Below are 18,761 nucleotides of genomic sequence, written 5' to 3'. Positions count from 1 at the left end.
GTTGGGAAGGTCAGACGCGCTCGACGATCGTGGCGATGCCCATGCCGCCGCCCACGCACAGGGTGGCGAGGCCGTAGCGCTTGTCCTGGCGCTCCAGTTCGTCGACGAGGGTGCCGAGGATCATCGCGCCGGTGGCGCCGAGGGGGTGGCCCAGCGCGATGGCGCCGCCGTTGACGTTGACCTTGTCCAGCGACAGGCCCATGTCCTTCACGAAGCGCAGGACGACGGCCGCGAAGGCCTCGTTGATCTCGACGAGGTCGATGTCGTCGATGGTCAAGCCGGCCTTGGCGAGCGCCTTGCGGGCGGCGGGAGCGGGGCCGGTGAGCATGATGGTCGGCTCGGAGCCGGACACGGCGGCGGAGACGATCCGCGCGCGCGGGGTCAGGCCGTAGCGCTCACCGACCTCCCTGGAGCCGATGGCGACCAGCGAGGCGCCGTCCACGATGCCGGAGGAGTTGCCCGCGTGGTGGACGTGGTCGATCTTCTCGACCCAGTGGTACTTCTGGAGCGCGACCGCGTCGAAGCCACCCAGCTCACCGATGTCGGCGAACGACGGCTTCAGCTTCGCCAGCGAGTCGGCGGTGGTGCCGGGGCGCAGGAACTCGTCCTGGTCGAGGACCGTGAGACCGCTGCGGTCCTTGACGGGGACGACGGACTTCTCGAAGCGGCCGTCCTTCACGGCCGCGGCGGCACGCTCCTGGGAGAGGGCCGCGTACTCGTCGACGTCGCGGCGGGAGAAGCCCTCGATGGTGGCGATGAGGTCGGCGCCGATGCCCTGCGGCACGAAGTTGGTGGCCAGGTTGGTCATCGGGTCGGCGAACCACGCGCCGCCGTCCGAGGCCATCGGCACGCGCGACATCGACTCGACGCCGCCCGCGAGGACGAGGTCCTCCCAGCCCGAACGGACCTTCATCGCGGCCATGTTGACCGCTTCGAGGCCCGAGGCACAGAAGCGGTTCTCCTGGACGCCGGCCACCGTGTCGGGCAGTCCGGCGGCGATGGCCGCGATCCGGGCGATGTCGGAGCCCTGGTCGCCGACCGGGCCCACGACACCGAGCACGATGTCGTCGATCGCGGCCGGGTCGAGGCCCGGGAAGCGCCGCTGCACCTCGTGGATGAGCCCGACGACGAGGTCGATGGGCTTGGTTCCGTGCAGGGAGCCGTTCTGCTTGCCGCGTCCGCGCGGGGTGCGGATCGCGTCGTACACGTACGCTTCGGTGCTCACTGGTAAGCCTTTCGGGGAGGTTAGCCGAGCAGGGAGCGGCCGATGATCTCCTTCATGATCTCGGTCGTCCCGCCGTAGATGGTCTGGATGCGTCCGTCGGTGAAGGCCCGTGCGACCCGGTACTCCGTCATGTAGCCGTAGCCGCCGTGCAGTTGCAGGCACCGGTCGGCGACCCGCTTCTGCAGTTCGGTGGCCCACCACTTCGCCATGGAGGCGTGCACCGCGTCGAGTTCGCCGTCGGAGTGGTCGACGATGCAGCGGTCGAGGAAGGTGCGGGTGACGGCGCACTCGGTGGCCATCTCGGCTATCTCGAAGCGGATGTGCTGGAGTTTCGCGAGCGGCCGCCCGAACGCCTCACGTTCCTTCACGTACTGGGTGGTGATCTCCAGCAGGTGTTCGGCCCCGGCGATGGCGGCGACGGCGATGCCCATGCGCTCCTGCGCGAGGTTCGTCATCAGGTGGACGAACGCGCCGTTCAGCTCGCCGAGGAGGTTCTCCTTGGGCACGCGCACGTCGTTGAAGAACAACTCGGCGGTGTCCTGCGACTTCTGGCCGATCTTGTCGAGGTTGCGGCCGCGTTCGAAGCCTTCCATGCCCCGCTCGACGACGAGCAGCGACAGCCCGCGCGCACCGCCCTCGGGGGTGGTCTTCGCGACCACGATCACCAGGTCGGCGAGGATGCCGTTGGAAATGAAGGTCTTGGAGCCGTTGAGCAGGAAGTGGTCGCCCTTGTCCTCGGCGCGGGTGGTGACGCCCTGGAGGTCGGAGCCGGCGCCGGGCTCGGTCATCGCGATCGCCGTGACGATCGAGCCGTCGCAGAAGCCGGGCAGCCAGCGCCGCTTCTGCTCCTCGGTGGCGAGGTCCGTGAGATACGGACCGATGATGTCGTTGTGCAGTCCGAGCGCGAGTCCGGCCGCTCCCGCGCGCGTGAACTCCTCGGCGAGCACGGCGCTGTAGCGGAAGTCGGTGTTCCCGCCGCCTCCGTACTCCTCGGGCACGGCGAGTCCGAGCAGTCCCTGTTTCCCGGCCGCCCGCCAGGCCTCGCGCGAGACGATGCCGTCCTTCTCCCACTGCTCGTAGTGGGGCAGCACCTCCTTGGCGAGGAAGGTGCGCACGGTCTCGCGGAACGCGTCGTGCTCGGCGGTGAAGATCTGCCGCTTCATGCGGGAAGCACCTTCCTGGAGTGCGTACGGAAACCTTCGTGGAGGCCGGTGCCGGGGTTCGCGCAGGCGCGTGCGGGCGCAGGGCCCCGGCCGGGAGCCGGCGGCCGGCGCGATCCCATCAGCCGCCGTCCTTCGTCAGCCGGGGTACGTCCCAGTCACGGGCCACGTCCGCCGTGCCCGCGCCCGGCAGGGCCGGTCCGCCCCGGACCGAGGTGGGGGTGGCCGAGAAGCGCGGGGCAGGGGCGGGCTGGGTGATGCCTTCGTGGTCCACGAACGTGCCCCGGGCGGCGAGATGCGGATGTCCGGGCGCCTCGCGCAGGGACAGGACCGGTGCCACACACGCGTCGGTGCCCTCGAAGACGGCGGTCCACTCGTCTCTCGTACGGGTCCTGAAGCGGTCGGCGACCGCCGTGCGCAGTTCCTCCCAGCGCGCCGGGTCCTTGTGGGCGGGTCCGAGTTCGGGGATGCCGAGCAGGTCGACGAACTGGTCGTAGAACCGCTGCTCCAGGGGGCCGACGGCCATGTGGCGGCCGTCGGCGGTCTCGTAGGTGCCGTAGTAGGGGCAGCCGCCGTCGAGGAGGTTGGCGGCGCGCCGGTCCTGCCAGCCGCCCGCGGCGATCATGCCGTGGATCATCGTCGAGAGGTGCGCGGTGCCGTCGACGATGGCGGCGTCCACGATCTGGCCGGTGCCGGTCGCCCGCGCGTGGTGCAGGGCGGCGAGGAGGCCGACGACGAGGTAGAGCGAGCCGCCCGCGTAGTCGCCGAGGAGGTTCGCGGGGACCGCCGGCGGCCTGTCCGGGTCACCGATCATCCCGAGGGTGCCGGTGAGCGCGATGTAGGCGATGTCGTGCCCGGCGCGCTGGGCGAGCGGGCCTTCCTGGCCCCATCCCGTCATCCGGCCGTAGACGAGCCCCGGGTTGCGGACACGGCAGTCCTCGGGGCCCACGCCGAGCCGCTCGGCCACGCCCGGGCGGTAGCCCTCGATCAGGATGTCGGCCCGTTCGGCCAGGTCGAGGACGCGGGACGCGCCGTCCTCGGCCTTGAGGTCGATGATCACGGACCGTTTGTTGCGGTTGGTGATGTCGTGGGCCGGGTCGACCCCGAGCCCGGGGCCGCCGGGCCGGTCCACCCGGACGACGTCCGCTCCGAGGTCGGCCAGCAGCATGGCGGCGAACGGGCCGGGACCGATGCCCGCCAGCTCGACCACGCGCACCCCGGCGAGGGGACCGTGCCCCGGCGTTCCTGACGCTGTCATCAAGCCCCCAGCACTGTGACACCACTGATGTGACATCAGTGATGTTAAGAACGTGTTCCACTCCGGGCAAGCCCTGAGCGAGCAAGCGCTTAGTTAAATTCCGGGATCGGGAGCGACTCCGGCTTCGGAACCGGCACAGCGACCGGGACCGGGACCGGTGTCCCCGTCGCCCCGGGCATCGCGATCAGCGCCGGTCCAGCCCCGCGATCAGCCTTTTGGGTGCTATGACGCGATAGCTCTCCTCGACCCAGTCGCACAGCAGCTCCGCCGCCGGGGCTCCCTGCTCCTCCAGGGGCACGCGCACCCAGCCGGCCTTGCCCAGGCCGTATCCGGCGGGCTGCGCACCCGGCGAGGTGAGCGCGTGGGCGTGCGCCGCCTCGTCCTTGAGCTTGACCGTGACGCCGAGCGGGTAACTGCCGTCGTCGAGACCGAGGAAGACGAAGACCTTCTTGTTGACCTTCGCGACCGTCTCGCCCCAGGGGAACTCCTCCGACGCACCGGGCAGACCGAGCGCGAACCCACGCACCTTCTGCCACTTTTTCAGCGCGTTTTTCGACACGGCCACGGCTGCCTCCGGCCTGTTCGTGCGACCTCGTCGTCCGACTGTTCGTACCTCACGCTAGCCTCAGCCACCGACAACGGCGCTTCGCGCACGACGTGGCGCGGACCGCACGTTCGAGCGCAGCCCACAGGGGTGGAGGGTGTCATGAGCAGGGTGAACGAGCCGGACCGCGCGTACGACATCGTGCTCTTCGGAGCCACGGGGTTCGTCGGGGAGCTCACCGCGGAATATCTGGCCGCTCACGCGCCCGAGGGACTGCGGTGGGCGATCGCCGGACGCAGTGCCGAGAAACTGGAACGGCTGCGGGAGCGGCTCGGCGGCGCGCCCGGTGTGCTGCGGGCGGATGTGACCGACCCGGACTCGGTGGGCGGACTCGCCCGGCAGGCGCGCGTGGTGGCCTCGACCGTGGGGCCGTACATCACCTACGGGGAGGAGCTGGTGGCCGCCTGCGCGGACGCCGGCACCGACTACCTGGACCTGACCGGCGAGCCCGAGTTCGTGGACCTGATGTACGTGCGGCACGACGCACGCGCGCGGGAGACGGGCGCGCGGCTCGTGCACGCCTGCGGTTTCGACTCGATCCCGCACGACCTGGGCGCCTGGTTCACCGTGCGGCAGCTCCCGGAGGACGTGCCGCTGAGGGTGGAGGGATTCGTCCGCACCCAGGCGATGTTCTCGGGCGGCACGTTCGCCTCGGCACTCAACCAGTTCGCTCGCGGCCGGCACATGCTCGCCGCGGCGCGGGAGCGCAGGTATCACGAACCGCGCCTGATGGGCCGGCGGGTCGAGGCCCCGCTGGGAGCGCCGCGGTTCGCCCCGGAGGTCGGGGCGTGGGCCCTGCCGCTGCCCACGATCGACGCCCAGGTGGTGCAGCGCTCGGCGCGGGCCCTGGCGCGGTACGGGCCGGACTTCCGCTACCGCCACTACGCGGCCGTCGAGCGGCTGCCCATCGCTCTCGGCGGAGTCGCCGGGGTGAGCGCGCTCTTCGCCGCCGCCCAGCTTCCGCCGGCGCGCCGCTGGCTGTCCGGCCGGCTCAAGCCCGGCGAGGGGCCGAGCGCCGCACGCCGTGCCAGGAGCCGGTTCTCGGTGCGGTTCGTGGGCGAGGGCGGCGGCCGGCGAGTGTTCACCGAGGTGTCGGGAGGCGACCCCGGCTACGGGGAGACCGCGAAGATGCTCGCCGAGTCCGCCCTTTCCCTGGCCCTCGACGAGCTGCCGAAGACGTCCGGTCAGGTCACGCCCGTGGTGGCGATGGGCGACGCGCTGCTGGAACGGCTCGTCGCGGCGGGGATCACCTTCCGGGTGGCGGCGGTGCGCTAGGGCCTGTCGTTTGGACCAGGTGGCGCCGAGGAGCGGCGCCTTGTCGGCTGGGCCGAGCGGGGCAGGGTGCGTGCAGCTGCAAGGCGGAGGAGGGCGACGACGCGGTGGGGGCACCTCCCGGCCGAAGGCTGGGGGACGTCGGCAACCGACGACAACGCCGCAGATGTGCGCACCCTGCCCCGCGTCCCGCCGCATGATCCAAACGGCAGGCCCTAGGGCCTGTCGACGTCCGCGGGGCCTGGCGTGATCGTGCGGGTCGGGCGGTCCTCACGACGCCCAGGCGATCACCGTGTAGATCATCCCGGCCGTCCAGGCCAGGCCGGCCGGAACGGCGAGGGCCAGCGCGGCCGTCACCGCCCGCCCGACGGGCCGCGCGGGTTCGGCGAAGGGCTTCGGGTCCTGATGTGTCGTCATGCGGATCAGCCTGCCGGTCGCGGAGCGGCCGTACATCCGTACGGGTACTCAGAATCCGTACTCACGTGCGCCGGTGGGCCGACGCGTGGGCGGGTGGGCGGAGTCAGGAAGTCGCCTGCTGGAGAGCCCGCCGGCACAGGGAGTCCGCCCGGCGGGTGGACTCCGGCAGGCGGTACTTCGGGGTGAGCGCGAGGGTGTGGGCGCAGGCGCTGCCGAGGTCCACGCGGTGGCCGACGGACACGAACACGGGCTTGATCCCGTCCTGGGTGCGCACGGCGCGGCCCACCTCCTCGGTGCCCGCGAGCAACGGTGAGGCGCTGCCGCGCCGGGCGTCCGGCTCCTCGTAGGAGAAGGTGAACGGGTTCTTGGCGACCCCGATCGTGGGGAGCCCGGTGAGGACGCCGAGGTGACTGGCGAGGCCGAAACGGCGCGGGTGGGCGCGTCCGTATCCGTCGCAGACGACCAGACCGGGCGGGCAGGGCAGGGCCTCCAGCGCGGCCAGGACGGTCGGGATCTCGCGGAAGGCGAGCAGTCCGGGGACGTACGGGAAGGAGACCCGGCCCACGGCGGTGGCCTCCGCCACGACGTCGAGGGTCGCCGCGTCGAGGACGACGGCCGCCGCGACCACCACGTCCCGCTCGTCGTCGTAGGCGACGTCGACGCCCGTCACCCGGCCGGTGCCGGGCGGCGGGCCCTGCTCGTCGAGCACGACGCGCTCGCGCAACTCGTCCTGCACGGCGCGGGCTTGTTCCTCGGTGACGGGCCAGCCCGCGGGAATCCTCACGATCGTCATGATGCGGACGAGCCTAATGACTGATCGACACCCACGGCGACGGGGGCCGCGGCCCTCCACTCCGCGGCTCTCCTCTCCGCGGGCCCGCGGACGAGCCGGCCGGGGCCGACTCAAGCCGTTCCGGCCGGCCCTGAACCAGCCCGGCAGCTCTACGGGCCCGCCTGAAGACACCTGCGAGTGCGCGCGATCCGACAGGTCGGCCGGTCCCGATCACCCGCCGTCGACGCGCTCGGCGAGGATGCGCTGGACGGCGTCCGGGTCGTCGGGCGTGATCGTGGGACGTACACGGTGTCCGACGTCCATCACGAGCGCCATGTTCTTACGGGGCCGCCGCGCATCGAGGTTCCACCATTGACATCCTCCCCCTCTTGAAAGAGGGGGATTCCAGCCCGTGCGGGTTGGGGTTCACGGGTGTTCGAACGGCTGGTGTCCGTTGTCACCCCTCCGGCACCGACTGTTCGCCGGGGGCGGGGGATCCCGCCCTGTCCTGCCGCGACGTTGGTTGCTGCGTTGGTGTCGGCGTTGCAGGTGAAGCCGCAGGAGGAGCAGACGAACTCGGCTTGGCTCTTGCGCGAGTTCTTGTCGATCCAACCGCAGGCGCTGCAGCGCAGACTGGTGTAGGGGGCGGGGACGTCCTCGATGCGGCCGGGGGCCTTGTGTCCGGTGCGCCGGCGGAGCAGGCCCCAGCCCTGGGCGAGGATCGCCCGGTTCAGGCCGGTCTTCTGGGCGACCTTCTTGCCGGGTTCTGCCACGGTGCCCTTGGCCGAGCGGGTCATGTTCTTGATGTTCAGTTTCGAACCGCACCAGGTCGTAGGTGCGGGCGAGCATCGTGCTGGTCTTCTCGCACCAGTCCCTGCGCCGGTCGGCCTCACGGGCCTTGATACGGGCGGCCTTCGCGTACTCGGCGGTCTTGCGCTCACTGCCCTTGGGGGCGCGGGCGGCCCGGCGCTGGTGTTTACGGATCCGGGCGCGTTCCCTGACGGTGAGCTGGGGACAGTTCAGCATCCGCCCGTCGGAGAGGGCGGCGGTGATTTTCACGCCCCGGTCGATGCCGATGACCTCGCCCGTGCCAGGCCCGTCGATGGGGGCGGGGACGACCGCGAACGCGATGTGCCACCGGCCGTTACGGAAGGTGACACGGAACGTCTTCGCCTTCGGCAGCTCAGAGCCCTTGCCCTTGCGGCTGAGCCGGAAGCGGACCCAGCCGCAGCCGGGCACCTTCACCCGCGCCCACCTGCGGTTGAGCTTGTGCACCACGACCGAGCGGCCCATGACCTGCCTGCCCCTGGCGTTCAGCTTCGGCGAGCCGTCCGCCTCGAACTCCCCGATGCGGCCGGTGCCGATGACACGGAAGCCCTCGTGCACGTGCTTCCTGCGCCAGGTCGGCTCACCGAACCCGGAGGTGAAGCGGGCGTTCTTGGCTTTGGCGAAGTCCTTCAGGGCCTGCTGCTGCACGTCCGCATTGCCTGCGCCCAGCCATGCGTTGTCGCGCCGGGCCTCGGTGAGCTGACGGCACTGCTCGGCAAAACCGGGCGCCGCCCTGCGGCCCCTGTACCAGTGCGCGTGCTGCTCGACGGCCAGGTTGTAGACGTACCGGGCGTGCGCACAGTGGCCGAGCATGATGCCCGCCTGCTCACTCGTCGGGTACATCCGAAACCGTGCCATGACCGTGAACCTAGCCAACACGTTCCCCGACCGCCCACACCATCGACCGGCATCACCCGTGCGAGTGACCGCTCCCGGCCACCGACCCGCCCGACCACCAGCTGGCCAGCTGGCCGCCGTCAAACGACCACCGTCGACTCCGAGTCGCCGCACCCGCCCGAGGCCGGCCTCACCACCGCCTCGCCCGAGGCGCCGAACCGCCCTGTCGGCGGTTCGGCTTCCCCCGCCCCGCTCCGCGGGAGCGGGCATTCACCCCGGCCCTGAAGGACCGGGCACCCTGCCCGAAAGCAAGGTGGACGAGGTCTCCCGAGCCCCAGATGCGCCACTTCCGCACCGCGTTCGCGCCGGTCATGGGAAGCCGGCTGACGCCTCCGACCGAGGTGTAGGGGATCCGCTTCGTCCCCCACGGGTAGTAGCGCCGGATGGCGAGGCCCCGCTCGCCGCAGCGGATCCCGCCGTCGTCATAGGGCGTCGCGCTCTCGTGACTCAACCGCATCTCCCGGTGCTCACAGCGGGCCGATCGCCCGCTCCTGTCCCCGCGCCGGCGGATCGGCGTCCCGGTCGCGGGCTGATGCGGACGCCCGCGTTCGCGCCGGGTCCGGGCCCGGGCGGCGTGCATCGTGCGCGTATCGCGTCACCGAGTTCATCGCGACGAAGACGACACCCGGTCTCAAGCGGTACCGCGAGCCGCCCGGTGGAGCGTCACCGCCCACCCGCGGCCGAGCGTCCGTCGGAGCTGTTCCTCGTCCAGAACCGAGCACCACGAGCTGTGCGCCCCCGCGGTCGACGCCGATGTCGAACTTCCTTGCGAGCAAAGGCATTTGATACTGACGGGCGATTCCTATACTGACCGAATGATCACTGTTCCGCTCAGCGCGCTCGAAGTGGCCATGGTCCAGACGGGCACCCGGGCCGCAGACACGCTGCGCGACACCGCCGCGTTCGCCCGGCGCATCGAGGACCTCGGATATCTGCGTCTCTGGTACGCCGAACACCATCACTCTCCGGCCATCGGAGCGTTCCCGCCCGTCGTTCTGACCGCCCACGCAGCCGCGTTGACGTCGTCCATACGGCTCGGCTCCGGGGGTGTCCTCGCCCCCAACCACGCCCCGATCATGCTGGCCGAGCAGTTCGGCACGCTGTCCGCGCTGCACGAGGGCCGGATCGACCTGGGCATCGGCCGTGGCCCGGGAACCTTCGACGAGTCCACGGCGCGGGCCCTGCGCCGTGGGGCCGGGCCGACGACCGACGACGAGTACCGCGACGATGTCTCCTCGACGCTGCGCCACTTGGTGGACGAGGTCGCGCTCGGTCCGCTCCCGGAACCGTGGCTGCTGGCTTCGAGCACAGCCGGCGCCGCGCTCGCCGGGGAGCTCGGACTGCCGATCGCCTTCGCCCATCACATTCGCCCGGACAACACCCTGGCCGCGCTCAGCCACTACCACGGGTGTTTCTCCCCCTCCCGCTGGTGCGCGCGCCCGCGCGTGCTGGTCTGCGTGGAGACGGTGTGCGCCGAGACGGAGAAGGAGGCTTCCTGGCTCGCCGGCCCCATGGATGTCGTCAAGGCCGGACTCCTCAAGGGGCGAGGCGACATCCCCTTCCCCACACCCGCGGAAGCAGCGGCTCACTCCTTCACCGCGGAAGAGGCGCAGGCGCTGGCGGGCTTCCGTGCGCACCAGGCACACGGCGCACCCGAGACGGTCGCCCGGCATCTGACGGATCTGGTCGACCTGACGGGTGCGGACGAGCTCATGCTGGTGACGCCCGTCTACGCGTTGGTCGACCGATTGAGGTCGTACGAACTCGTCAGGCAGCACGTCACGATGCCGACGGCACCCTAGGACATGATCGCCCAGTGGGTGGACGCGGGCGGCGCCCGCAAGGGGTGGCACTGGACGACCGACGAGATCACCGACGGCATCGCAGCCGGGCCGGAGGACATCGCGGGCCTCGGTCCGAACCCGGTCACGGCCTATCTGCTGGGCCACGACGTCGGTACCGGGAAGCGGCCCGCACGCGATCAGGCTGTCGTCCTCGCGGTGACCGAACCCCCTGCCCAGCCGCGCGAGCCGAAGCGTCGCTGGTGGCGGCGGCGTAGCCGATCAGCCCTCTCGTCGAAGGACGGACGACCACGGGTGACCTGGCCGAACGCCCCTCGCGGGAAACGGCCGTGAACACGGCTCGCCGGGGCTGATAGTCGCCGCCCGCTCGCGGTGCACAGGCCCCAACGGCACGGCACGGGACGGGAGAAGACCGCAAGAGACGGCACGGGACGGCAGGGGACGGCTCAGCCCTCCAGCCGCGCGACCCGTCCCTTCTCGCCGGAGGCCCAGCAGCCCAGGTCCGGGGTGCAGTCCACGGTGTCGTACGAGCCGGTGTCGAGGGTGCGCCAGGTGCGGCCGCCGTCGGTGGTCAGGTCGGTGCCGGTGGGGCCGACCGCGAGGGCGGCGGTGCGGCTGTGCGGCAGCCAGGTGACGCCGGAGCGGTAGGCGGGCGGGGGCCGGTCAGCGGTGGTCCAGCTACGGCCGCCGTCGGGGGTGAGCGCCGCGGCCCTCGGCGAGGCCTGGTCGGCGCGGTAGTCGCCGCCCACCGCGAGTCCGTGGACGCGGTCGCGGAAGGCGAGGGCGAAGACACCGCGCGCCGGGTCGCCCGCGGGGACCGGGGTGTCGGTGGCGGTCCAGGTCAGTCCTCGGTCCGCGGAGTGCAGCACGCGCGCGCGTGCGCCCCCTCCCGTGGCCAGCCACACGTCGCGGGGCCCCGAACCGACCAGACACTGACCGCTCGCGGCGAAGCCCGCCTCGCCGTCCAGCGCGGCGGGCATCCCGTCGTTCGGCAGCACCTTCCAGGAGCGGCCGCCGTCGCCGGTCGACAGGATGCGGAACCTGCCGTCCACCGGGTCGCTCATCGCCAGGCCGTGCCGCCGGTCGAGGAAGGTGATGCAGTCGTAGAAGGCCTTGGCGTCGGTGTTGCGGAAGGACTCGGTCCAGGTGGCACCGCCGTCCTCCGTCCGGTAGACGCGGGAGGCCTCGCCCTCGCCGATGGCCAGGACCACGGCACGCCGCGCGTCGAACGCCTCGATGTCGCGGAACTCCAGGTCCGCGGCGCCGGGCGGCGACACGTTCCGCCAGAGCGCGCCGCCGTCGGTGGTACGCAGCACGGTGCCCTTCGAACCGGCCACCCACGCGGTGTGCCTGCTGACGGCCGACAGTCCCCGCAGGCGCGCGTCCGTGCCGCTGTCCTTGAGCGCCCAGTGCGGGGTCCGTTCCCTGTCGTGCGCCTGTGCCGGCGCCGCCACCGCCGGTGCCGCCACCACGAGCGCCGCGGCGAGTGCGGCCACCGCCGGTCCCATGCCTGCCGTTCGCCTCGTGCGTCGCGTCTTCCCCAAGGCCCTCATGGCGGGGGAAGCTAGTGCACTCCCCCGATCGCGTCCAGATGGCCTCCGGCGGGAACCTCGGGGGCCGCCGGGATGTCCTCTTCGGTGTCGGGTGAGTGCGAAACGGAAAGGATCACCCGGATCGGAGAAAGTGGATCTCTAGGTGCATCACCTCGGTGACAGAGGTCACTCGGGTCAGAGGTGCACGCGCCGGGTCATTCTTCCGTCTCTTCAATTGACCGGCTTCATCCGCCCGGAGTTCGTCCAGCCGTCACAAGGGAGCAAGGCGTTGTCCACCGTCATCGAGCAGCCCGTAGAGGCCCGCCTCGTCGCCGCCGCGCCGCGGATGCCGAGCATTCCGGCCACGCTCCACTACGACCGGACCGACCCGTTCGCCGTCCGCATGACCTTCCCGGCCCCCGCCACGCTCGAAGGCATCGAGGTCTGCTGGACCTTCGCCCGCGAACTGCTGGTGTCGGGCCTCGAGGACCCGGTGGGGCACGGCGACGTGCGGGTGCGGCCGTACGGCTTCGACCGCACCGTGCTGGAGTTCCACGCTCCCGAGGGCACCGCCGTGATCCATGTGCGCTCGGGTGAGGTGCGGAACTTCCTCCAGCAGACCACCGAGCTGGTGCCGGTCGGTCTGGAGCACCTCCAGGTGGACCTGGACCGCGATCTGGAGGAGCTCATGCGGGGCACCTGCTGAAGCGGCACGGGTGCGGTCAGCCGGCGCGTCCCATCAGGGCGTTGAGGCCGGCGTGGTCGAACCCTCCGATCAGGGTCTCGCAGGTCCCCTTGCCCAGCAGCTCCCGTGCGGCGCGCCGGACCAGGGCGTGCGCGGCCGCCGCGATGCTCGACCCCGCGCTGATCCGGGCCACGCCGAGTGAGGCCAGCTCGTCCACGGACGGCGCCCCGGGGCCCACCAGGATGTTCACCGGGCCTTCGATGCCCTCGACGAGCGCCTTCACGGTGGCCGGATCGACGGTTCCGGGCACGAAGACGCCGTCGGCGCCCGCGGCCAGGAAGGCGGCAGCCCTCTCCAGGGTCTCCTCCACCCCGCCCGCGCCGCGCAGGAACGTGTCGACGCGGGCGTTGACGAACAGGGGCACCTCCGCCGCGTCGGCGGCCGCGCGGACCGCCGCGATGCGCTCCGCCTGCTCCGCCTGCGGACGCAGCGGTCCGGCTCCCTCCCCGTAGAGGGCGTCCTCGATGTTCACGCCCACCGCGCCCGCCGCGAGCACCGCGCGGACGGTGTCTCCCACGCCCTGGGCGTCGGACGCGTACCCGCTCTCGATGTCCGCGCTGACCGGCACCCGGACCACGGCGGCGATCCGCGCGACGGCCGCGAGCGAGTCGTCCCTGTCCAGCCGGTCGCCGTCCGCCACGCCCAGGGACCAGGCGAGGCCCGCGCTGGTCGTCGCCACCGCCGCGGCGCCTTCCTCCTCGACGATCCGCGCGCTCACCGCGTCCCAGGCGTTCGCCAGGACGAGGGGGCGGCCGGGCACGTGCAGGGCGCGGAAGGCGAGGGCGGAGTCGCGGAGTCGCTCGGTACGGGTCATGGGGCAACCCAAGCACGGCCGGCCCGGAGGGGGCTGGCAGGAAACCGACATGTACGTGAGGGCACGCCACCGTCCGCACCGCCGCCTGGGGCCTTCCGCCGCGCGCCACGCCGTCCCCGAAGCCCCGTGCCGGTCCGCGCGTCAACGGGTCCCGTCGTGGGCGTCGCACCGCCTCGTGACGGGACCCGTTGCCGGGCGGCACGGCTGCCCCGGGAACCCGCACTCCCCGGGGCACGCCTCGGCCCCGCCGGCTCAGTTCGCCGTGGTGGTCGCCGTGGCCGCCTTGGCGGAAGCCGTCGCGGCCGCCACGACCACCGCCGTACGGACGTCCTGGATGACCTTCCTCAGGGCGGGGGCCGCCGCTCCGCCGCGTTCGGTGAGCTCGTCGATGCGGGCCCTGTGAAGCGCCCGCTCCTTGGGCGAGGCGAAGGTGCGGAGCTCGGCCGCGGTGGCCAGGGCGACGAGTGCCGCGTCGCGGTCACCGACGTCGGCGACGGGCACCGGTCCCTCCAGCACCTCTCGCGCCTGCCCGCGCAGGGCCTCCACCACGGGCACCCGGTCCAGCTCGTACTCGACGGACGGGAAGATCCCGAGCACCCGCTTGCGCTCCGCGCGCAGATATCCGTCGGCGGCGAGCTGGGCGCGGACGGCGTCCAGGGTGACCCGGGCCCATGAGGTGACCCACGGCTTCCACCCGCGGGGCCGGGACTCCGACACGAGTTCCAGGAGTCCGTCGAGTACGACGTCCCCGGTCCGGGAGTCGGCGTCGACGGGGGTGACGATGCCGTCGTCGTCGACGAGGAGCCCGCGCTGGGCGAGTTCGGTGAGGGCGCCGGCGCGTACCAGGTGGTGGAGGTGGGTGGACCCGGTGATGCTCCGTTTCGTGGTGTCCCACGCCAGGAGGTAGAGCCGGGCGGGCAACGAGAGCGAGCCGTTCGGCACGAGGTCTCCTCGGTTCGTCGGTGGGGCGCGTTAATCCTTTGACAGCCCTCAGGACCGCCCCTACGGTGTATAGCGGTTCTGTTGCCGTCGAATGGAGAAGGACGTTGCTCGTCTGAGGTCTGAGACACCGCGTCACACCCGTCTGGTCCCGTCGGACCCGTGTGTGCGCAGCGTGCGACCTCGGCGTTCGAGCCGTCCTTGGGTGCGGAGCCTTCTTCTCGCTCTCCTCCGAACTGGATCGTCGTCGCCTCGCGGTGTCCCCTACGCGTACCCCCGACCGCATCCAGCAATCGCGAGGCCCTCATGTCAACGTTCCCCACCTCCATCACCTGCTCCTCCCTGTCCTTCGCCTGGCCCGACGGCACCGATGTCTTCGACGGTCTCCAGGTCGCCTTCGGACCGGGCGTCACCGGACTCGTCGGCGTCAACGGATCAGGCAAATCAACCCTGTTGAAGCTGATCGCCGGAGAACTCACCCCGGCCGACGGCTCCGTCCGGGTCGCGGGCGAGGTCGGTCATCTGCCGCAGAACGTCACCCTCGACACCGCGCTGCGGGTCGACGAGGCACTCGGCATCCGCGCGGTCCGCGCCGCCCTGCACGCGATCGAGGCGGGTGACGTGTCCGAGGAGCACTTCGACGTCGTCGGCGACGACTGGGACGTCGAGGAGCGGGCCCGCGCGACGCTCGGCGAACTCGGCCTCGGACACATCGACCTCGACCGCACGGTCGGTGAGGTGTCCGGTGGCGAGTCGGTGCTGCTGCGGCTGGCCGCGCTCCTGCTGCGCCGGCCCGACGTCCTCCTGCTCGACGAGCCCACCAACAACCTCGACCTGTACGCGCGACGACGGCTGTACGCGGCCGTGGAGGCCTGGTCCGGGGTCATGGTCGTGGTCAGCCACGACCGCGAACTCCTCGACCTGGCCGACCAGATCGCCGATCTGCACTCCGGCGAGGTCGGCTGGTACGGCGGGAACTTCTCCGCGTACGAGGAGGCGCTCGCCGCCGAACAGGAGGCGGCGGAGCGCATGGTGCGCGTCGCCGAGTCCGATCTGAAGAAGCAGAAGCGCGAACTGGTCGACGCCCAGGTCAAGTTGGCCCGGCGCAGGCGGTACGGGCAGAAGATGAACGACCAGAAGCGCGAACCGAAGATCGTCATGGGCGCGCGCAAACGGTCGGCCCAGGAGTCCGCGGGCAAGCACCGGCTCCTGCACGAGGGCAGGCTCAGTGAGGCGAAGGAGCGTCTCGACGAGGCGGTGGAGGCCGTACGCGACGACGATCTGATCCGGATCGACCTGCCGTACACGGCCGTACCGCCGGGGCGCACCGTCCTCACCCTCGACCGGCTGGAGCTGCAGCACGGCTCGCGGGTGAACGGCGTGTTCGATCTTCGCGGACCCGAACGCGTCGCGCTCATCGGGCGCAACGGGGCGGGCAAGACGACACTCCTGCGCACGATCGCCGGGGAGCTGGACCCCGTGTCCGGCGAGGCGTACGCCCATGTGCCCCTGCGCTTCCTGCCGCAGCGGCTGGACGTCCTGGACGACGATCTGAGCGTGGCCGAGAACGTGGCCCGGTACGCGCCGGCCGCCACCGACAACCGGATCCGGGCCCGTCTCGCCCGGTTCCTGTTCAAGGGGGCGAAGGCGGACCAGCAGGCGGCGACGCTCTCCGGCGGCGAACGCTTCCGCGCGGCGCTCGCGGCCCTGATGCTGGCCGACCCCGCCCCGCAGCTCCTGTTGCTCGACGAGCCGACGAACAACCTCGACATGGCGAGCGTCCGCCGGCTCACCACGGCCCTGGAGTCGTACGAAGGGGCCCTGATCGTCGCCAGCCACGACATGCCGTTCCTGGAGTCGATCGGCATCACGCGACGACTGCTGCTGGAAGGAGGAGAACTGAAAGAAATCGCCCCGGAAACTGTCGGGTATTCCTCATAGTGCGGGGAGCGGGGGCGGCCTAGCGTCGGGGTGGGCGGTGTACCCGGCTTCAGACCGGGGGCTTTTGCGCGCGTGAGCCGCGCTGCATGATGTTGCGCCGATACCCCCAGCCGATTCGGAGACCCGCCCGTGCCCAGTCAGAAAGCGCTCGTACGCAGGCCCAGCCCCCGCCTCGCCGAGGGGCTGGTGACGCACGTGGAACGCACGGCGGTGGATGTCGGACTCGCGGTCGAGCAGTGGGAGGCGTACACCGAGGCACTGCGCACACACGGCTGGGAGACCGTGGAGGTGGACCCGGCCGAGGACTGTCCGGACTCGGTGTTCGTCGAGGACGCCGTCGTCGCCTTCCGCAACGTCGCCCTCATCGCCCGCCCGGGCGCCGAGTCCCGCCGCGCCGAGACCCCGGGGGTGGAGGAGGCCGTGGCGCGACTCGGCTGCTCGGTGAACTGGATCCGGGATCCGGGCACCCTCGACGGGGGCGACGTCCTGAAGGTGGGCGACACCATCTATGTGGGCCGCGGCGGCCGGACGAACGCGGCCGGGGTCCAGCAGTTGCGCGCGGTCTTCGAACCGCTCGGGGCCCGGGTCGTCGCCGTTCCCGTCAGCAAGGTGCTGCATCTGAAGTCGGCGGTCACCGCGCTGCCGGACGGGACGGTGATCGGACACGAGCCGCTCGTGGACACCCCCTTGCTCTTCCCGCGCTTCCTGGCGGTGCCGGAGGAGTCCGGGGCGCACGTGGTGCTCCTGGGCGGAGGCAAGCTGCTGATGGCGTCGTCCGCCCCGAAGACCGCCGAACTGCTCGCCGACCTGGGCCACGAACCGGTCGTGGTGGACATCGGCGAGTTCGAGAAACTCGAGGGCTGCGTGACGTGTCTCTCGGTGCGGCTCCGGGAGCTGTACGTCTGACCGAGTGAGCGAACCATCCGCACGACCCGGGCCCTCGACACCCCCGGGCCCCTCCGGTGTGCGCCGGGAAACGGGGTGCCCTCGCCTGTAACACCGCTGATCAGAGACCTTTACAGGCTTCTTAACCTACGGAGTCGTAACCTACGGAGACGTAGCCTACGATGCCGTAGGTTTGGTTTTCCGCTCGTTGTCCCGTCCCTCCCTGGAGCACCCGTGACGATCACTTCCCCCGACCTCGGCAGCCCGGCAGCAGCCTGGACCGACGCTCGTCTGCTGTACGCGCTGGAGGAAGTCGTCGAGACCGAGCTGAACCGTCACCTGAAGGTGGCCAAGGACTGGATGCCGCACGAGTACGTGCCCTTCAGCGACGCCCGCAACTTCCCCGGGCTCTTCGAGGACGGCGAGGCCTGGGACAAGGAGCAGTCCAAGGTCACCGAGATCGGCCGTATCGCGCTCGTCGTCAACCTGCTCACCGAGGACAACCTCCCGAGCTACCACCACGAGATCGCGTCCCTCTTCGGCCGTGACGGCGCCTGGGGCACCTGGGTGCACCGCTGGACGGCGGAGGAGGGCCGGCACGGCATCGTGATGCGCGACTACCTGCTCGCCTCGCGCGCGGTGGACCCGGACAAGCTCGAAGCGTTCCGGATGCAGCACATGAGCGAGGGCTTCGAGTCGGACAACCGCCACTCGATGCTGCACTCGGTCGCGTACGTCGCGTTCCAGGAGCTGGCGACCCGCGTCTCGCACCGCAACACCGGTCACCAGTCGGGCGACCCGGTCTGCGACCGCATGCTGGCGCGCATCGCGACCGACGAGAACCTGCACATGGTCTTCTACCGCAACCTCCTGAAGGCGTCGTTCGAGCTCGCCCCCGACCTGACGATGCAGGCCTGCCGCGACGTCGTCGTCAACTTCCGGATGCCCGGTCACGGCATGCCCGGCTTCGAGCGCATGGCCGCGCAGATGGCCATCGGTGAGATCTACAACCTGCGCATCCACCACGACGACGTGCTCCAGCCGGTGCTGCGTCACCTCAAGGTCCTGGAGATCGACGGCCTCGGCCCCGAGGGCCTCAAGGCGCAGGAGGAGCTCGGCTACTTCATGGGCGGCCTCGACTCCGAAGCCTCGAAGTTCGACGAGAAGCTCGCCGCCCGCAAGGCGCGGATGGCGGCCCGCGCCACGGCGTAGCCCCTGCCGCGAGTACGGCCGCCCCGGCCTTCGGGGCGCCGTTCTCCCCGGTACGCCCACGGGCGCCCCGGGACCCGGTCTCCGAGCCCCCGCGCGGCCTACGCCGCGCGGGGGCTCGTGTCACTCCAGGGCTCGTGTCACTCCAGGGCGCGTCGCAGGCCGAGACGCTCCTTCTCGGAGAGTCCGCCCCACACGCCGAAACGTTCGTCGTTGCTCAGCGCGTAGTCGAGGCACGCGGGGCGCATCTCGCACATCCCGCAGATGCGCTTCGCCTCGCGCACCGAGCTGCCCGGATCAGGAAAGAAGAAGTCCGCCCCCGTCTGCGCGCACAACGCCTGCTCCTGCCAGGCGAGGTCGGACGGAGTGATGGTTACCGAGTACATGGTCAAGAGCGTGCCCGACGGCGAAAAACGTTCGATCAACGCAGGATCAACGCGACGTACCAAGGCTCCCGGCGG

19 protein-coding genes and 1 pseudogene are annotated in these 18,761 nt (G+C 71.3%); 7 read left to right on the top strand and 13 right to left on the bottom strand.

What is annotated here, in order from left to right; genetic code table 11:
* Window positions 1–10 precede the first annotated feature (10 nt).
* From OG485_RS36080 to OG485_RS36065, 4 genes are all read right to left on the bottom strand, one after another.
* Window positions 11–1,225 carry an acetyl-CoA C-acetyltransferase gene (locus tag OG485_RS36080; protein WP_328672735.1) on the bottom strand — a complete coding sequence of 405 codons (1,215 nt, stop codon included), beginning with the start codon at window positions 1,223–1,225 and terminating at the stop codon, window positions 11–13.
* A gap of 20 nt (window positions 1,226–1,245) precedes the next feature.
* Window positions 1,246–2,388 (bottom strand): acyl-CoA dehydrogenase family protein, encoded by a 1,143-nt coding sequence (locus tag OG485_RS36075; RefSeq protein ID WP_328672734.1) that lies wholly within the window; start codon window positions 2,386–2,388, stop codon window positions 1,246–1,248.
* A 118-nt stretch (window positions 2,389–2,506) separates the two neighbouring features.
* A complete protein-coding gene (locus tag OG485_RS36070; RefSeq protein ID WP_328672733.1) occupies window positions 2,507–3,643 on the bottom strand; it encodes a CaiB/BaiF CoA transferase family protein in 1,137 nt (378 codons plus the stop codon).
* A gap of 184 nt (window positions 3,644–3,827) precedes the next feature.
* Window positions 3,828–4,208, bottom strand: coding sequence for an MmcQ/YjbR family DNA-binding protein (locus tag OG485_RS36065; RefSeq protein ID WP_328672732.1), 381 nt, complete (start codon window positions 4,206–4,208; stop codon window positions 3,828–3,830).
* A gap of 141 nt (window positions 4,209–4,349) precedes the next feature.
* Between OG485_RS36065 and OG485_RS36060 the strand changes: the two genes are divergently transcribed.
* Window positions 4,350–5,522 carry a saccharopine dehydrogenase family protein gene (locus tag OG485_RS36060; RefSeq protein ID WP_328672731.1) on the top strand — a complete coding sequence of 391 codons (1,173 nt, stop codon included), beginning with the start codon at window positions 4,350–4,352 and terminating at the stop codon, window positions 5,520–5,522.
* Between the two features lie 267 nt (window positions 5,523–5,789).
* Here the strand turns inward: OG485_RS36060 and mmpA are convergent, their stop codons facing one another.
* The 5 genes and pseudogenes from mmpA to OG485_RS36035 form a co-directional block, all read right to left on the bottom strand.
* Window positions 5,790–5,936, bottom strand: coding sequence for a morphogenic membrane protein MmpA (gene mmpA, locus OG485_RS36055; RefSeq protein WP_328672730.1), 147 nt, complete (start codon window positions 5,934–5,936; stop codon window positions 5,790–5,792).
* A gap of 103 nt (window positions 5,937–6,039) precedes the next feature.
* Window positions 6,040–6,729 (bottom strand): endonuclease V, encoded by a 690-nt coding sequence (locus OG485_RS36050; protein WP_328672729.1) that lies wholly within the window; start codon window positions 6,727–6,729, stop codon window positions 6,040–6,042.
* A 302-nt stretch (window positions 6,730–7,031) separates the two neighbouring features.
* Window positions 7,032–7,505 (bottom strand): transposase, encoded by a 474-nt coding sequence (locus tag OG485_RS36045; protein ID WP_328674782.1) that lies wholly within the window; start codon window positions 7,503–7,505, stop codon window positions 7,032–7,034.
* Between the two features lie 76 nt (window positions 7,506–7,581).
* Window positions 7,582–8,349 (bottom strand): annotated as a pseudogene (locus tag OG485_RS36040) (RNA-guided endonuclease InsQ/TnpB family protein); the annotation flags it as partial.
* 214 nt (window positions 8,350–8,563) lie between these two features.
* Window positions 8,564–8,884 carry a hypothetical protein gene (locus OG485_RS36035; protein ID WP_328672728.1) on the bottom strand — a complete coding sequence of 107 codons (321 nt, stop codon included), beginning with the start codon at window positions 8,882–8,884 and terminating at the stop codon, window positions 8,564–8,566.
* Between the two features lie 364 nt (window positions 8,885–9,248).
* On the opposite strand from OG485_RS36035, the gene OG485_RS36030 reads away from it, so the two are divergent.
* Together OG485_RS36030 and OG485_RS36025 are read left to right on the top strand one after the other, a co-directional pair.
* Entirely contained in the window at window positions 9,249–10,235 is a 987-nt protein-coding gene (locus OG485_RS36030; RefSeq protein WP_328672727.1) for an LLM class flavin-dependent oxidoreductase, read from the top strand.
* A gap of 3 nt (window positions 10,236–10,238) precedes the next feature.
* The gene (locus OG485_RS36025) at window positions 10,239–10,568 is read left to right on the top strand and encodes a hypothetical protein (protein WP_328672726.1); all 330 of its coding nucleotides are present in this window, start codon (window positions 10,239–10,241) and stop codon (window positions 10,566–10,568) included.
* 113 nt (window positions 10,569–10,681) lie between these two features.
* Here OG485_RS36025 and OG485_RS36020 read toward each other — a convergent pair whose 3' ends face one another.
* On the bottom strand, window positions 10,682–11,743 hold the full coding sequence (locus tag OG485_RS36020; RefSeq protein WP_328672725.1) for a WD40/YVTN/BNR-like repeat-containing protein: 1,062 nt from the start codon (window positions 11,741–11,743) through the stop codon (window positions 10,682–10,684).
* Between the two features lie 313 nt (window positions 11,744–12,056).
* Between OG485_RS36020 and OG485_RS36015 the strand changes: the two genes are divergently transcribed.
* Window positions 12,057–12,473: an SsgA family sporulation/cell division regulator gene (locus OG485_RS36015; protein WP_328674781.1), complete on the top strand. Its 417-nt coding sequence runs from the start codon at window positions 12,057–12,059 to the stop codon at window positions 12,471–12,473.
* Window positions 12,474–12,489: 16 nt separating this feature from the next.
* Here the strand turns inward: OG485_RS36015 and OG485_RS36010 are convergent, their stop codons facing one another.
* Together OG485_RS36010 and OG485_RS36005 are read right to left on the bottom strand one after the other, a co-directional pair.
* On the bottom strand, window positions 12,490–13,326 hold the full coding sequence (locus OG485_RS36010) for an isocitrate lyase/PEP mutase family protein (protein ID WP_328672724.1): 837 nt from the start codon (window positions 13,324–13,326) through the stop codon (window positions 12,490–12,492).
* A 252-nt stretch (window positions 13,327–13,578) separates the two neighbouring features.
* Window positions 13,579–14,268 (bottom strand): GOLPH3/VPS74 family protein, encoded by a 690-nt coding sequence (locus OG485_RS36005; RefSeq protein WP_328672723.1) that lies wholly within the window; start codon window positions 14,266–14,268, stop codon window positions 13,579–13,581.
* Window positions 14,269–14,571: 303 nt separating this feature from the next.
* On the opposite strand from OG485_RS36005, the gene OG485_RS36000 reads away from it, so the two are divergent.
* From OG485_RS36000 to OG485_RS35990, 3 genes are all read left to right on the top strand, one after another.
* Window positions 14,572–16,206 (top strand): ABC-F family ATP-binding cassette domain-containing protein, encoded by a 1,635-nt coding sequence (locus OG485_RS36000; RefSeq protein WP_328672722.1) that lies wholly within the window; start codon window positions 14,572–14,574, stop codon window positions 16,204–16,206.
* A 129-nt stretch (window positions 16,207–16,335) separates the two neighbouring features.
* Window positions 16,336–17,112 (top strand): dimethylargininase, encoded by a 777-nt coding sequence (ddaH, locus tag OG485_RS35995; protein ID WP_328672721.1) that lies wholly within the window; start codon window positions 16,336–16,338, stop codon window positions 17,110–17,112.
* Between the two features lie 213 nt (window positions 17,113–17,325).
* Window positions 17,326–18,303 (top strand): acyl-ACP desaturase, encoded by a 978-nt coding sequence (locus OG485_RS35990; protein WP_328672720.1) that lies wholly within the window; start codon window positions 17,326–17,328, stop codon window positions 18,301–18,303.
* Window positions 18,304–18,440: 137 nt separating this feature from the next.
* Here OG485_RS35990 and OG485_RS35985 read toward each other — a convergent pair whose 3' ends face one another.
* Complete coding sequence (locus OG485_RS35985; RefSeq protein ID WP_326784358.1) at window positions 18,441–18,686, bottom strand: WhiB family transcriptional regulator; 246 nt, start codon at window positions 18,684–18,686, stop codon at window positions 18,441–18,443.
* Window positions 18,687–18,761: the final 75 nt, after the last annotated feature.

Source organism: Streptomyces sp. NBC_00328 (assembly GCF_036139655.1).
Lineage (GTDB): Bacteria > Actinomycetota > Actinomycetes > Streptomycetales > Streptomycetaceae > Streptomyces.
The sequence above is the reverse complement of the archived record's forward strand: the minus strand, read 5'-3'. Positions and strand labels throughout refer to the sequence as shown.

Bases quoted from the DNA above. Each gene is read 5' to 3' on its own strand.
- OG485_RS36045 (WP_328674782.1), bottom strand. From the start codon at position 7,505: ATGACCCGCTCGGCCAAGGGCACCGTGGCAGAACCCGGCAAGAAGGTC.
- OG485_RS36000 (WP_328672722.1), top strand. From the start codon at position 14,572: ATGTCAACGTTCCCCACCTCCATCACCTGCTCCTCCCTGTCCTTCGCC.
- OG485_RS36060 (WP_328672731.1), top strand. From the start codon at position 4,350: ATGAGCAGGGTGAACGAGCCGGACCGCGCGTACGACATCGTGCTCTTC.
- OG485_RS35985 (WP_326784358.1), bottom strand. From the start codon at position 18,686: ATGTACTCGGTAACCATCACTCCGTCCGACCTCGCCTGGCAGGAGCAG.
- mmpA (WP_328672730.1), bottom strand. From the start codon at position 5,936: ATGACGACACATCAGGACCCGAAGCCCTTCGCCGAACCCGCGCGGCCC.
- OG485_RS36025 (WP_328672726.1), top strand. From the start codon at position 10,239: ATGATCGCCCAGTGGGTGGACGCGGGCGGCGCCCGCAAGGGGTGGCAC.
- OG485_RS36020 (WP_328672725.1), bottom strand. From the start codon at position 11,743: ATGGGACCGGCGGTGGCCGCACTCGCCGCGGCGCTCGTGGTGGCGGCA.
- OG485_RS36070 (WP_328672733.1), bottom strand. From the start codon at position 3,643: ATGACAGCGTCAGGAACGCCGGGGCACGGTCCCCTCGCCGGGGTGCGC.
- OG485_RS36030 (WP_328672727.1), top strand. From the start codon at position 9,249: ATGATCACTGTTCCGCTCAGCGCGCTCGAAGTGGCCATGGTCCAGACG.
- OG485_RS36075 (WP_328672734.1), bottom strand. From the start codon at position 2,388: ATGAAGCGGCAGATCTTCACCGCCGAGCACGACGCGTTCCGCGAGACC.
- OG485_RS36010 (WP_328672724.1), bottom strand. From the start codon at position 13,326: ATGACCCGTACCGAGCGACTCCGCGACTCCGCCCTCGCCTTCCGCGCC.
- OG485_RS36050 (WP_328672729.1), bottom strand. From the start codon at position 6,729: ATGACGATCGTGAGGATTCCCGCGGGCTGGCCCGTCACCGAGGAACAA.